Source organism: Streptomyces sp. NPDC002779 (genome assembly GCF_042888685.1).
In the GTDB taxonomy this organism is placed as follows: Bacteria; Actinomycetota; Actinomycetes; order Streptomycetales; family Streptomycetaceae; genus Streptomyces.
Genome location: NZ_JBIAQC010000009.1, coordinates 26383 through 39485, shown reverse-complemented (window position 1 = coordinate 39485; position 13103 = coordinate 26383). Strand labels below are relative to the sequence as shown.

At 70.8% G+C, this 13103-nt stretch carries 11 protein-coding genes; 9 read left to right on the top strand and 2 right to left on the bottom strand.

Translation table 11 applies throughout. From position 1 onward, the window contains the following. The first annotated feature begins 15 nt into the window (after window positions 1-15). Window positions 16-576, top strand: coding sequence for an HIT family protein (locus ACFYW5_RS24735; protein WP_389419260.1), 561 nt, complete (start codon window positions 16-18; stop codon window positions 574-576). A gap of 42 nt (window positions 577-618) precedes the next feature. Here the strand turns inward: ACFYW5_RS24735 and ACFYW5_RS24730 are convergent, their stop codons facing one another. Together ACFYW5_RS24730 and ACFYW5_RS24725 are read right to left on the bottom strand one after the other, a co-directional pair. Further along, window positions 619-2274 carry a hypothetical protein gene (locus ACFYW5_RS24730; protein ID WP_389419259.1) on the bottom strand — a complete coding sequence of 552 codons (1656 nt, stop codon included), beginning with the start codon at window positions 2272-2274 and terminating at the stop codon, window positions 619-621. A 209-nt stretch (window positions 2275-2483) separates the two neighbouring features. Next, on the bottom strand, window positions 2484-4682 hold the full coding sequence (locus ACFYW5_RS24725) for an elongation factor G-like protein EF-G2 (RefSeq protein ID WP_389419258.1): 2199 nt from the start codon (window positions 4680-4682) through the stop codon (window positions 2484-2486). Between the two features lie 219 nt (window positions 4683-4901). Between ACFYW5_RS24725 and pgsA the strand changes: the two genes are divergently transcribed. From pgsA to ACFYW5_RS24685, 8 genes are all read left to right on the top strand, one after another. Beyond that, complete coding sequence (gene pgsA, locus ACFYW5_RS24720) at window positions 4902-5651, top strand: phosphatidylinositol phosphate synthase (RefSeq protein ID WP_389419523.1); 750 nt, start codon at window positions 4902-4904, stop codon at window positions 5649-5651. After that, window positions 5648-6556 carry a phosphatidylinositol mannoside acyltransferase gene (locus tag ACFYW5_RS24715; RefSeq protein ID WP_389419257.1) on the top strand — a complete coding sequence of 303 codons (909 nt, stop codon included), beginning with the start codon at window positions 5648-5650 and terminating at the stop codon, window positions 6554-6556. The genes pgsA and ACFYW5_RS24715 overlap by 4 nt, the downstream gene beginning before the upstream one ends. Continuing rightward, window positions 6553-7725: a glycosyltransferase family 4 protein gene (locus ACFYW5_RS24710; RefSeq protein WP_389419256.1), complete on the top strand. Its 1173-nt coding sequence runs from the start codon at window positions 6553-6555 to the stop codon at window positions 7723-7725. The genes ACFYW5_RS24715 and ACFYW5_RS24710 overlap by 4 nt, the downstream gene beginning before the upstream one ends. Before the next feature lie 1003 nt (window positions 7726-8728). Next, window positions 8729-9271 (top strand): hypothetical protein, encoded by a 543-nt coding sequence (locus tag ACFYW5_RS24705; protein WP_389419255.1) that lies wholly within the window; start codon window positions 8729-8731, stop codon window positions 9269-9271. 53 nt (window positions 9272-9324) lie between these two features. Further along, window positions 9325-10509: an IS701 family transposase gene (locus ACFYW5_RS24700; protein WP_389419254.1), complete on the top strand. Its 1185-nt coding sequence runs from the start codon at window positions 9325-9327 to the stop codon at window positions 10507-10509. A gap of 281 nt (window positions 10510-10790) precedes the next feature. Then, window positions 10791-11696 (top strand): pyridoxal 5'-phosphate synthase lyase subunit PdxS, encoded by a 906-nt coding sequence (gene pdxS, locus ACFYW5_RS24695; RefSeq protein WP_389419253.1) that lies wholly within the window; start codon window positions 10791-10793, stop codon window positions 11694-11696. Continuing rightward, the gene (gene pdxT, locus ACFYW5_RS24690) at window positions 11696-12301 is read left to right on the top strand and encodes a pyridoxal 5'-phosphate synthase glutaminase subunit PdxT (RefSeq protein ID WP_389419252.1); all 606 of its coding nucleotides are present in this window, start codon (window positions 11696-11698) and stop codon (window positions 12299-12301) included. The genes pdxS and pdxT overlap by 1 nt, the downstream gene beginning before the upstream one ends. Window positions 12302-12349: 48 nt before the next feature. Continuing rightward, on the top strand, window positions 12350-13102 hold the full coding sequence (locus ACFYW5_RS24685) for a YebC/PmpR family DNA-binding transcriptional regulator (protein ID WP_389419251.1): 753 nt from the start codon (window positions 12350-12352) through the stop codon (window positions 13100-13102). Window position 13103: the final 1 nt, after the last annotated feature.

Below are 13103 nucleotides of genomic sequence, written 5' to 3'. Positions count from 1 at the left end.
AACGGGCGACGCCATATGCTGCATGGCATGACGAGTGAGCCGGAGCAGCAGTGGGGAGTGGGGACGCAGGACGCGTTCCAGCGTCTGTGGACACCCCATCGGATGGCCTACATCCAGGGCGAGAACAAGCCGACCGGCCCCGGGGCCGACGACGGCTGTCCCTTCTGTTCGATTCCGGCCAAATCCGACGAGGACGGTCTCGTCGTCCGGCGCGGTGAGCAGGTGTACGCGGTGCTGAATCTGTACCCGTACAACGGCGGCCATCTGATGGTCGTGCCCTACCGCCATGTCGCGGACTACACCGATCTCACCGAGCCGGAGACCATCGAGCTGGCGGCTCTGACCAAGCAGGCGATGACGGCTCTGCGCACCGCGTCCGGGGCGCACGGCTTCAACATCGGCATGAACCAGGGCACGGTCGCCGGTGCCGGGATCGCGGCCCATCTGCACCAGCACGTCGTGCCGCGCTGGGGCGGCGACACGAACTTCATGCCGGTGGTGGGGCACACCAAGGTGCTGCCGCAGTTGCTGGCGGACACCAGGAAGATGCTGGCGGAGGCCTGGCCGGCCGTATGACGTGGGGACGGGCGCCGTCCGCCGGACCGGCGCCCGCCGCCGTCACGCGTCGTACACGTCCGCCTTTCGGGGCGCCGGGTCCTGCACCGCCGTACTGAGGAACGCGGACCGTGCCCCGAACTTCTCGGTGTTCACGCCGTTCTCCTCCAGCACCTTGATCGCCGCCGCGTGCACCACCCGCAGCACCGGAGTGGCCGCCCGCAGGGCGTCGTCGGCCATGAAGCGGTGCCGCCACGGCTTGTCGGCCCAGGCGTGCCGCAGGCCGAACGGCTCCGGCAGGCTCAGGCTGCCGCCGAGCCAGTTCAGCAGCGGCGGGTACCAGCCGAGCGGGGCGCGGGCGGCGAGGCGTACCACCTCGTCGGCGTTGACCAGCGGCAGCTTGATCGTCCGGGTCTCCCAGGGTTTGAGGGACTTGCTGACCTCCCTGGTGGGGGCCTCGGACTTCGAGGTGAACAGCGGGTGCACCGGGCCGAGCGCGTGGCCGGTGACCTCGATGCGCAGGGTCTCGTGCAGCACGGTGACCGTGATCAGCATGGTGATGACCAGCTGTCCGTCCCACAGGGTCCACTGCACGCCCAGGTAGTGCCGGTCGCCCGCGCCGAACTGCTGCTTGTTGCAGATCTCCTGTATCGCGTGCTGCTTGACCTGGTAGGCCTCGACGTCGGTGCCGCCGGGCCGGGCCACCGCCTTGGCGTTCTCGCCGATCGGCGTGACGACCCAGTGCCGTATGGACGGGGTCGGGAAGCCGCCGGTGTTCAGCGGGCCGCGTGCCAGCATCTTCAGCTGGTCGTGGATGGACCGTATGACGTCCCAGCTGCGGAAGGGGTGGATCTCGCGGGTGGGGTCGGCGGAGACGAGATCCTCGGCGAGCTGCCAGCTGCCCCAGCGGGTGCCCATGCCGAGGATGCCCTTGGGGCCGGCGTAGAACACGGAGTTGGACTGCTGTTCGGCGCTGAGCTTGGCCAGGGACTGGCGGAGCTGCTCGGCCGCGTTCTCGCCGGGGCTGCTGGGGACGGCCTCGGGGACCTTGGCGCCGACGCTGCTGCCGGCCAGCAGGCCGTCCCAGCGCTCGCGCAGGTCCGCGGCCGTGCGCTCGCAGATCTGCTTGGCCAGGTACCAGCCGATGACGGGCAGGACGAGCGAGGCGCGCGCATACCAGGCCCAGAAGCCGGTGAACGGCATCTTGACCAGGAAGAGCATGGCGAGGGCGCCGACGGCGACGAGCAGCACGGTGGCGAGCGCGCCGACCCGCCGGTCCTCGCGCCTGGTCATGCTGGTGCGCAGCTGGAAGACGAGCAGCCAGGCGAGCAGTCCGGGCAGGAAGAGGACGCCGCACAGGACCATCACGACGGTCAGGCGGTTGTCGCGATCCTTGCGGATGTTGTTGGCCGCCAGGCAGTGCTCGACGACGACCTGCGGCTCGGCGCCGAAGGACTGGATGAGGGGCTTGCGGCCGGGGCCGATCATGCGGTCGACGACCGCGCGGGAGAAGGCCTCGCCGAGGTTCGGCCGGAACAGCTTGATCTTGCCCGCCTTGACGGCGGACTGGTGCCATTCGCTGTTGGCGTCCAGGATCTGCTCGACGCCGGTGTCGCGGTAGGCCGCCGAGGCCAGCGCGAACGTCGCCGTCTGTCCCTCGTCGCCCGTGCGCGGCACCTGGGGACCGAAGATGTCCCCGTAGCCGCTGTCAACGGTCATTCCCGCCCCCGATCGCCGCCACTGTCGTTCTGCGGCCTTCCCGACTTCCCTGCCCCGCACACCTGTTGATCAGGTCATCAGGGTATCCGCAGCCACCGGCAGTTCGTCGGCGGACGGCCGAAGCCGCCCGCCGGCGCGGAGGGGAGCGCTGCACAAAGGCCTTCCGGGCGGGACCCGTTCGGCCCCGCCCGGCTGGTGCCCGGTACCAACTACGCGGATTCCCGGGTCTGTTCGCGGACCCTCTCAGCGGCCTGCGGCGGCATCGGCTCGTGCCGCGCGTAGCAGCGGTTGAAGCGGGCGGTGCCGTGCGAGAGGGAGCGCAGGTCGACGGCGTACCGGCCGATCTCGATCTCCGGCACCTCGGCGCGGACCAGGGTGCGGTTGCCCGTGGTCTGCTCGGTGCCGAGCACCCGGCCGCGCCGCCCGGACAGGTCGCTCATCACGGCGCCCACGTACTCGTCGCCGACCAGCACACTCACCTCGGCGACCGGCTCCAGGAGGTGGATCCTCGCGTCGGCCGCGGCCTCCCGCAGGGCCAGCGCGCCGGCCGTCTGGAAGGCGGCGTCGGAGGAGTCCACCGAGTGCGCCTTGCCGTCGGTGAGGGTGACCCGGACGTCGATGAGCGGATGGCCGGCCGCGACTCCCTTGGCGGCCTGGGCGCGTACGCCCTTCTCGACGGAGGGGATGAACTGCCGCGGCACGGCTCCGCCGACCACCTTGTCCACGAACTCGATGCCCGAGCCGCCGGGCAGCGGCTCGACCTCGATCTCGCAGATGGCGTACTGCCCGTGCCCGCCGGACTGCTTCACATGCCGCCCGCGCCCGGCCGACTTGGCGGCGAACGTCTCCCGCAGGGAGACCCGGTGCGGTACGACGTCGACCTGGACGCCGTAGCGGTTGCGCAGCCGCTCCAGGGCCACGTCGGCGTGGGCCTCGCCGAGGCACCACAGGACCACCTGGTGGGTGTCCTGGTTCTGCTCCAGACGCATGGTGGGGTCCTCGGCGACCAGCCGGGACAGCCCCTGGGAGAGCTTGTCCTCGTCGGCCTTGCTGTGCGCCTGGATGGCCAGCGGCAGCAGCGGGTCGGGCATCTCCCACGGTTCCATCAGCAACGGGTCGTCCTTGGCGGAGAGGGTGTCGCCGGTCTCCGCGCGGTTCAGTTTCGCCACGCAGGCGAGGTCGCCGGCGATGCAGTGGGTCAGGGCCCGCTGCTGCTTGCCGAACGGCCGGGACAGCGCGCCGATCCGTTCGTCGACGTCGTGATCCTCGTGCCCGCGGTCGGCGAGGCCGTGCCCCGAGACATGGACCGTCTGGTCGGGGCGCAGGGTGCCGGAGAAGACGCGGACGAGCGAGACCCGGCCGACGTAGGGGTCCGACGCCGTCTTGACCACCTCCGCGACCAGCGGCCCGTCCGGATCGCACAGCTTCAGCTCGCGCGGCTTGCCGTCGATCGTGGTGACCCGGGGCGCCTCGCGCTCCAGCGGGGTCGGGAAGCCGCCGGTGACCAGCTCCAGCAGCTCGATGGTGCCGAGGCCCTGCCGGGCGCCCTCGGCCGCGGGGGCGGCGGCCAGGACGGGGAAGAAGACCCCTCGCGCGACGGCCCGCTCCAGGTCCTGGATGAGTGTCTTGACGTCGACCTGCTCGCCGCCGAGATAGCGGTCCATGAGGGTCTCGTCCTCGCTCTCGGCGATGATCCCCTCGATGAGCCGGTTGCGGGCCTCCTCGATCCGCGGCAGCAGGTCCTCTCCGGGTTCGGACTCCTTGCGCTCCCCGGAGGAGTAGTCGAACAGCTTCCGCGACAGCAGCCCGATCAGGCCGGTCACCGGCGCGTGCCCGTCCGGTGCCGGCGGGCCGTGCAGCGGCAGGTAGAGCGGGAGCACGGCGTCGGGGTCGTCGGCGCCGAAGGCGTCCGCGCAGATCCGCGTCATCTCCTCGTAGTCCGCGCGCGCGGACTCCAGGTGCGTGATCACGATGGCGCGCGGCATGCCGACCGCCGCGCACTCCTCCCACACCATGCGGGTCGAGCCGTCCACGCCGTCGGAGGCCGAGACGACGAAGAGGGCCGCGTCCGCCGCTCGCAGACCGGCCCTGAGTTCCCCGACGAAGTCGGCGTATCCGGGGGTGTCCAGAAGGTTGACCTTGATGCCGTCCCATTCGACGGGCACCAGGGAGAGCTGTACCGAGCGTTGCTGGCGGTGCTCGATGTCGTCGTAGTCGGAAACGGTGCCGCCGTCCTCCACGCGGCCCGCCCGGTTCACTGCCCCCGCGGTGAGCGCGAGGGCTTCCACCAACGTCGTCTTGCCCGATCCGGAGTGGCCGACCAGCACCACATTCCGTACGGACGCGGGGTGGTCGGCCGCTGTTGCCCTGCCGGCGGCTCCGGGGTGTGCGTTCGCCTTGTCGCCCATGGCCTTGCCTCCCGTGCACGGTGAGGTCTTCTGTGGGCGCGGACGTGCGACTCCGCGTTCGGTGGCGGCTCCGGTGACGCCCGCGGTTCTTCGAGCTTTCCACTCCCGTCACGGTGCGTCCATACGGCGGACGCGATCGCGCCCGCCGCTCCCGCCCGCCCCTCCTGTCCGTCCCGTGAACCGGCGCCCGGCCGCCGCGGCCACGCGCGCGTGGCTACGATGGGCCAGCCGGTGGCCAGCAGGGGCCGCGCGGCCACACCGAACCTCGGGAAGGCCATGCTGAACAAGTACGCGCGTGCATTCTTCACGCGTGTCCTCACACCGTTCGCCGCGTTTCTGATCCGGCGGGGCGTCAGCCCTGACACGGTCACGCTGATCGGCACCGCCGGCGTGATGGCGGGCGCGCTGGTGTTCTACCCGCAGGGCGAGTTCTTCTGGGGCACGGTCGTGATCACGCTCTTCGTGTTCTCCGACCTCGTCGACGGCAACATGGCCCGCCAGCTGGGCCGCTCCAGCCGCTGGGGCGCCTTCCTGGACTCCACGCTCGACCGGGTCGCCGACGGCGCGGTCTTCGGCGGCTTCGCGCTCTGGTACGCCGGGGGCGGCGACGACCTCGTCCTGTGCGCGGTCTCCATCTTCTGCCTGGCGAGCGGCCAGGTGGTGTCGTACACCAAGGCCCGGGGCGAGTCGATCGGGCTGCCGGTCGCCGTGAACGGTCTCATCGAGCGGGCCGAGCGGCTGGTGATCTCCCTGGTCGCGGCCGGACTCGCGGGCCTGCACGCCTTCGGGGTGCCCGGCATCCAGTACCTGCTGCCCGTCGCGCTGTGGATCGTCGCCGTGGGCAGCCTGATCACGCTGATCCAGCGGGTCGTCACCGTCCGCCGGGAATCCGCCGAGGCGGACCAGGCGGACGCGGCCGGGAGCACCGGGCAGGGGAGCACCGCGCGGGGGAGCGAGGCCGCGAAATGAGCGCCCGGGAGCGGCTGACGGACGCGCTGTACGGCCTGGGCTGGAGCACCGTGAAGAAGCTGCCCGAGCCGGTCGCGGTACGGCTCGGTCAGGCGATCGCGGACGCCGCGTGGAAGCGGCGCGGCCAGGGCGTGCTGCGGCTGGAGAGCAACTACGCGCGCGTGGTGCCCGACGCGAGCCCCCAGCGCCTCGCCGAGCTCTCCCGCGCGGGCATGCGCTCGTACCTGCGCTACTGGATGGAGTCCTTCCGGCTCCCGGCCTGGAGCGCGGAACGCATCAGGACCGGGGTCGAGATCAAGGACCTGCACCGCCTGACCGAGGGCCTGGCGGCCGGCAAGGGCGTTGTCCTGGCGCTGCCGCACCTCGGCAACTGGGACCTGGCCGGCGCCTATGCGACCACCGCGATGAACACACCGTTCACGACGGTCGCCGAGCGGCTGAAGCCGGAGACCCTCTACGACCGGTTCGTCGCCTACCGCGAGGGCCTCGGCATGGAGGTGCTGCCGCACAGCGGCGGCTCCGCGTTCGGCACGCTGGCCCGGCGGCTGCGCGACGGCGGCCTGGTCTGCCTGGTCGCCGACCGGGATCTGTCCGCCTCCGGCGTCGAGGTCAAGTTCTTCGGCGAGACGGCCCGGATGCCGGCCGGACCGGCGCTGCTCGCCCAGCACACGGGCGCGCTGCTGCTTCCGGCGACGCTCTGGTACGACGGCCCGCGCATGATGCGGGGCCGGGTGCATCCCCCGGTCGAGGTGCCCGAGACAGGTACCCGGGCCGAGAAGACGTCTGTCATGACACAGGCGCTGGCCGACGCCTTCGCCACGGGGATCGCCGAGCATCCGGAGGACTGGCACATGCTGCAGCGCTTGTGGGTGGCCGATCTCGACTCCGCGAAGGGCTCGTCGTGAGGATCGGCATCGTCTGCCCGTATTCCTGGGACGTGCCGGGCGGCGTCCAGTTCCACATCCGGGACCTGGCCGAGTACTTCATCCGCCTCGGCCACGAGGTGTCCGTGCTCGCCCCCGCCGACGACGACACCCCGCTGCCGCGGTACGTGGTCTCGGCCGGCCGTGCCGTCCCGGTGCCGTACAACGGCTCGGTGGCCCGGCTGAACTTCGGTTTCCTGTCGGCCGCGCGGGTGCGGCGCTGGCTGCACGACGGCGCGTTCGACGTCGTGCACATCCATGAGCCGTCCTCGCCGTCCCTCGGGCTGCTGGCCTGCTGGGCCGCGCAGGGCCCGCTGGTCGCGACCTTCCACACCTCCAACCCGCGCTCCAAGGCCATGATCGCCGCGTACTCGATCCTCCAGGCCGCCCTGGAGAAGATCAGCGCGCGGATCGCGGTCAGCGAGTACGCCCGCCGCACGCTGGTGGAGCACCTGGGCGGGGACGCGGTCGTCATCCCCAACGGCGTCGACGTCGACTTCTTCGCCAAGGCCGAGCCCAAGCCGGAGTGGCAGGGTGACACGATCGGGTTCATCGGCCGGATCGACGAGCCGCGCAAGGGCCTGCCGGTGCTGATGAAGGCGCTGCCGCGGATCCTCGCCGCGCGGCCGCAGGCCAGGCTGCTGGTCGCCGGGCGCGGTGACGCGGAGGAGGCGGTGGAGAACCTGCCGCGGGAACTGCGCTCGCGCGTGGAGTTCCTCGGCATGGTCAGCGACGAGGACAAGGCACGCTTCCTGCGCAGTGTCGACCTGTACGTCGCCCCCAACACCGGCGGCGAGAGCTTCGGGATCATCCTGGTCGAGGCGATGTCGGCGGGGGCGCCGGTGCTCGCCTCGGACCTGGACGCCTTCGCCCAGGTACTGGACCAGGGAGCGGCGGGCGAACTGTTCGCCAACGAGAACGCCGACGCGCTCGCCGAGGCGGCGGTACGGCTGCTGGAGGACCCGGCCCGGCGCGCGGAACTGCGCGAGCGGGGCAGCGCCCATGTCCGGCGGTTCGACTGGTCGACGGTCGGCGCGGACATCCTGTCGGTGTACGAGACGGTGACCGACGGAACGACAGCGGTAGCCGCGGACGACCGCACGGACCGGTTCCCGGGGCTGCGGGCACGGCTGGGGTTGGCGCGGGACTGAGCCGGGGGCGCCGCTTGGCAGGGCCGGCCGTGTGTGGAAGCTGGGGCGGCGGTACGGGTATGCGTGCGTAGGTTCGTCGTGAGGCGCGCGTATGGGTGGCGCGGTCTCAGCGGGCGTGCAGAGGGGCGGGGGTGGCTCGGCACGCGCAGGTGCTGCGGGGCTCGTCGGGTCGGTGCCCGCATCGTCGTGCGCAGGTCGGGGGCCAGCGGCAAGGCGCGTGCCCGGAGGCCGGAGGAGTGTTGCGGACACCCTGGGCCGAGTGGCGGCACCCTGAGGGGTCGGGCTGGGGCATGCGGGCGTGCGACTCGGCGCCGTTCTTGGCGTCAGCGCGCGTGGTGCCGGCCGGGGGCGGCGTGGGGCGGTTGGCCTTTGGGCTCCGGTCCGTTTGTGCGGGGGCTTGCCGCGTGGGGGCGTGTGGTTCTGGTCGGGGTGGCGTGGGGTGCCCGGCCTTTGGGCTCCGGTCCGTTTGGGCGGGCCCTCGCCGCGTGAGCGCGTGTGGTCCTGGTCGGGGTGGCGCGGGATGCCCGGCTTTTGGGCCCTGGCCTGTTCGGGCGGGGGCTTGCCGCGTGGGGGCGTGTGGTTCTGGTCGGGGTGGCGTGGGGTGCCCGGCCTTTGGGCTCCGGTCCGTTTGTGCGGGGGCTTGCCGCGTGGGGGCGTGTGGTTCTGGTCGGGGTGGCGTGGGGTGCCCGGCCTTTGGGCTCCGGTCCGTTTGGGCGGGCCCTCGCCGCGTGAGCGCGTGTGGTCCTGGTCGGGGTGGCGTGGGATGCCGGCTCTTGGGCCCTGGCCTGTTCGGGCGGGGCTTGCCGCGTGAGCGCGTGTGGTTCCGGCTGGGGCGGGACGTGGGGCGCTCGGCCCTTGGGCCTTGGCCCGTTTGGGCGGGCGCTCGCCGCGTAAGTGCGTGTGGTCCCGGCGGGGCGGCGTGGCACGCCTCGCCCTCGGGTCCGGCCCGCTTGCGCGTGGGTGCTCGTAGCGTGCCGGTGGGGTCTCGGTAACCTTGCCGCCCGTGACCGCAACCCTCATCTGGATCCTCGTCGCCCTCGTCGCGATCGGCCTGTATCTGAGCTGGACCGCGGGTCGTCTGGACCGGCTGCACGCCCGGATCGACGCGACCCGTGCCGCCCTGGACGCCCAGTTGCTCAGGCGGGCCTCGGTGACCCAGGAACTCGCCACCTCCGGAGTGCTCGACCCGGCCGCCTCGATCGTCCTCTACGAGGCAGCCCACGCCGCCCGGCAGGCCGAGGAGGAGCACCGGGAGGTCGCCGAGAGCGAACTCAGCCAGGCGCTGCGGGCCGTGTTCGCCGAGGCCCAGCAGGTCGAGGCGGTCCGCCAGGCGCCCGGGGGAGAGGAGGCCGCCCGCGAACTGACCGAGGCGGTGCGCAGGGTGCCGATGGCCCGCCGCTTCCACAACGACGCGGTACGCGCCGCCCGCTCGCTGCGCCGGCACTACAAGGTCCGCTGGTTCCGGCTGGCCGGCCACGCGCCGTTCCCGCTGGCCTTCGAGATGGACGACGAGCCCCCGTCGGCGCTCACGGACCGGTCCGCCTAGTACTGCAACGGTGCTTGCCGTGACTGCTGGCCAGCTCGGTCGTTGATGTGGTCATGGGTGGGGACCTTGCTGATGTCAGGTTGTGGGCTGGTGAACTCGAGGCGATGCATGACCGGTTCGTGCACCGGTTCAACCGGGAGGAGCCGCGCCAGTCGGCACTGGCATACATGCGCGGACTGATCGCTCCGCTGGAGCGAAAGAACGGCTGGACACTGGCGGAGGAGGCCGGGCACGCGGGCCCCGATCGCATCCACCGACTGCTCAACCGCATCGAGTGGGACGCCGACGAGGTCCTGGACGACGTACGCGACTACGTCGTCGAACACCTCGGAGACCAGGATGCCGTCCTGATCGTCGACGACACCGGGTTCCTGAAGAAGGGCATCCGCTCGGCCGGCGTGCAAAGGCAGTACTCCGGCACCGCCGGACGCACCGAGAACTGCCAGATCGGCGTCTTCCTCGCCTACGCCACGAGCCGCGGACGCACTCTGATCGACCGGCGGCTTTACCTGCCCACCTCCTGGACGGACGACCGGGAACGCTGCCGTCGGGCCGGCATCGACGACAGCGTCGTATTCGAAACGAAGGTGGCGATGGCCAAGGCGATGGTCCGCCGGGCCATCGCCGACAAGGTCCCGTTCCGGTGGGTGACGGCAGACGCTGCCTATGGGTTCAGCAAGGGCTGGCGGTTCGAGCTGGAACAGGCTGATGTCTTCCACGTCATGGCCACCACCCGCCACGACACCGTCGTCACCCGCTGGTCCATCGACCACCCCGTCCACGACCTGTTCCCCGGCCTTGCGCGGCAGAAGTGGAAACGCCGTTCCTGCGGTGAAGGAGCTCACGGCAGGCGCATCTACGACTGGGCCCGCATCGAGGTCAGGCCCTGGCACCGCGAGGACCGCCGGCACTGGGTTCTCGCCCGCCGCAGCGTCAACAGGCCCGAGGAGATCTCCTACTACATCGCCTACTGCCCGGCCGACACCACACTGGACGAGCTGATCCGCATCGCGGGCAGCCGCTGGGCTGTTGAGGAGTGCTTCCAGACCGCGAAGCAGGAGTGCGGCCTGGACGACTACCAGGTCCGCCGCTATCCCGGCTGGCACCGCCACATGACCCTGGCCATGGCCGCCCACGCCTGCCTGACCGTCCTGCGAGCCCGACAACTGAACGCGGACAAAGCAGAAACGGATCCTCCCAGCTCATCCACCTCAGCCTCGCCGAAATCCGACGCCTGATCACCCGTCTCACCGACCGCCGTCCCACCCCGGTCGACCACATCCTGCACTGGTCGACATGGCGCCGCAGACGCCAGTATCAAGCACGACTCAGTCACTACAAACGACGTGGACACAGCCCTTGAAAACTGCCCAGCACTCAGAACAAGCACCGTTGCAGTACTAGGCCGCCGTACCCGAAAAGGATCCACCGCCTGACCATTGGCCCTTGCTGTGGCCTGGCCCATTCGCGTTTCCTCGGTGCAGTAGCAACCCTCTTTTCACATATGTGAGGTCAACCCGTGTCCAGCACCGAGAACCAGGCTCCCGCAACCGGCACCGCCCGCGTGAAGCGCGGCATGGCCGAGCAGCTCAAGGGCGGCGTGATCATGGACGTCGTCACGCCGGAGCAGGCGAAGATCGCCGAGGACGCGGGCGCCGTCGCCGTCATGGCCCTGGAGCGGGTCCCGGCCGACATCCGCAAGGACGGCGGCGTGGCCCGTATGTCCGACCCGGACATGATCGAAGGCATCATCGAAGCGGTCTCCATCCCGGTGATGGCCAAGTCCCGCATCGGCCACTTCGTCGAGGCCCAGGTCCTGCAGTCCCTCGGCGTGGACTACATCGACGAGTCCGAGGTCCTCACCCCGGCCGACGAGGTCAACCACTCCGACAAGTGGGCGTTCACCACCCCCTTCGTCTGCGGTGCCACCAACCTGGGCGAGGCCCTGCGCCGCATCGCCGAGGGCGCGGCCATGATCCGCTCCAAGGGCGAGGCCGGCACCGGCAACGTCGTCGAGGCCGTCCGCCACCTGCGCCAGATCAAGAACGAGATCGCCAAGCTGCGCGGCTTCGACAACAACGAGCTGTACGCCGCCGCCAAGGAGCTGCGCGCCCCGTACGAGCTGGTCAAGGAGGTCAGCGAGCTCGGCAAGCTGCCGGTCGTGCTGTTCTCCGCCGGCGGCGTCGCCACCCCGGCCGACGCCGCGCTGATGCGCCAGCTCGGCGCCGAGGGAGTCTTCGTCGGCTCCGGCATCTTCAAGTCGGGCGACCCCGCCAAGCGCGCCGCCGCCATCGTGAAGGCCACCACCTTCTACGACGACCCGAAGATCATCGCGGACGCCTCCCGCAACCTCGGCGAGGCCATGGTCGGCATCAACTGCGACACCCTCCCCGAGGCCGAGCGCTACGCGAACCGGGGCTGGTGATGACCGCTCCCGTGGTCGGAGTGCTCGCACTCCAGGGCGACGTACGGGAGCACCTCATCGCCCTGGCCGCGGCCGACGCCGTGGCCAGGCCGGTGCGGCGCCCCGAAGAGCTCGACGACATCGACGGCCTGGTCATCCCCGGCGGCGAGTCCACCACCATCTCCAAGCTCGCCGTCCTGTTCGGCGTCATGGAGCCGCTGCGCGCACGCGTGCGTGCCGGACTGCCCGTCTACGGCACCTGCGCCGGCATGATCATGCTCGCCGACAAGATCCTCGACCCGCGCTCGGGCCAGGAGACCGTCGGCGGCATCGACATGATCGTGCGCCGCAACGCCTTCGGACGCCAGAACGAGTCCTTCGAGGCGGCCCTCGACGTGACGGGCATCCCGGGCGATCCTGTGGAGGGCGTCTTCATCCGCGCCCCCTGGGTGGAATCCGTCGGCGCCCAGGCCGAGGTGCTCGCCGAGCACGACGGCCACATCGTCGCGGTCCGCCAGGGCAACGCGCTCGCCACGTCGTTCCACCCGGAACTGACCGGTGACCACCGCGTGCACGGGCTCTTCGTCGAGATGGTGCGCGCCACCCGGGCGGCCGAGTCCTTGTAGGATCTCTGGCGTTCGTTCATAGACGGGTTACGCGAAGGAGACAGGCAGATGTCCGGCCACTCTAAATGGGCCACGACGAAGCACAAGAAGGCCGTGATCGATGCCAAGCGCGGCAAGCTCTTCGCGAAGCTGATCAAGAACATCGAGGTCGCGGCGCGCATGGGCGGCGTCGACCTCGACGGCAACCCGACGCTCTATGACGCCGTCCAGAAGGCCAAGAAGAGTTCGGTCCCGAACAAGAACATCGACTCCGCGATCAAGCGCGGTGGCGGTCTCGAGGCCGGCGGCGCCGACTACGAGACGATCATGTACGAGGGCTACGGCCCCAACGGTGTCGCGGTGCTCATCGAGTGCCTCACCGACAACCGCAACCGCGCCGCCTCCGACGTCCGCGTCGCCATGACCCGCAACGGCGGCAACATGGCCGACCCGGGCTCGGTGTCGTACCTCTTCCACCGCAAGGGCGTCGTGATCGTCCCCAAGGGCGAGCTGACCGAGGACGACGTCCTCGGCGCCGTCCTGGACGCCGGCGCCGAGGAGGTCAACGACCTCGGTGAGTCCTTCGAGGTGCTCAGTGAGGCCACCGACCTGGTCGCGGTGCGCACCGCCCTCCAGGAAGCCGGCATCGACTACGACTCCGCCGAGGCCAACTTCGTCCCGACCATGCAGGTCGAGCTCGACGAGGAGGGCGCGAAGAAGATCTTCAAGCTGATCGACGCGCTCGAGGACAGCGACGACGTGCAGAACGTCTTCGCCAACTTCGACGTCAGCGACGAGATCATGGAGAAGGTCGACGCGTAAC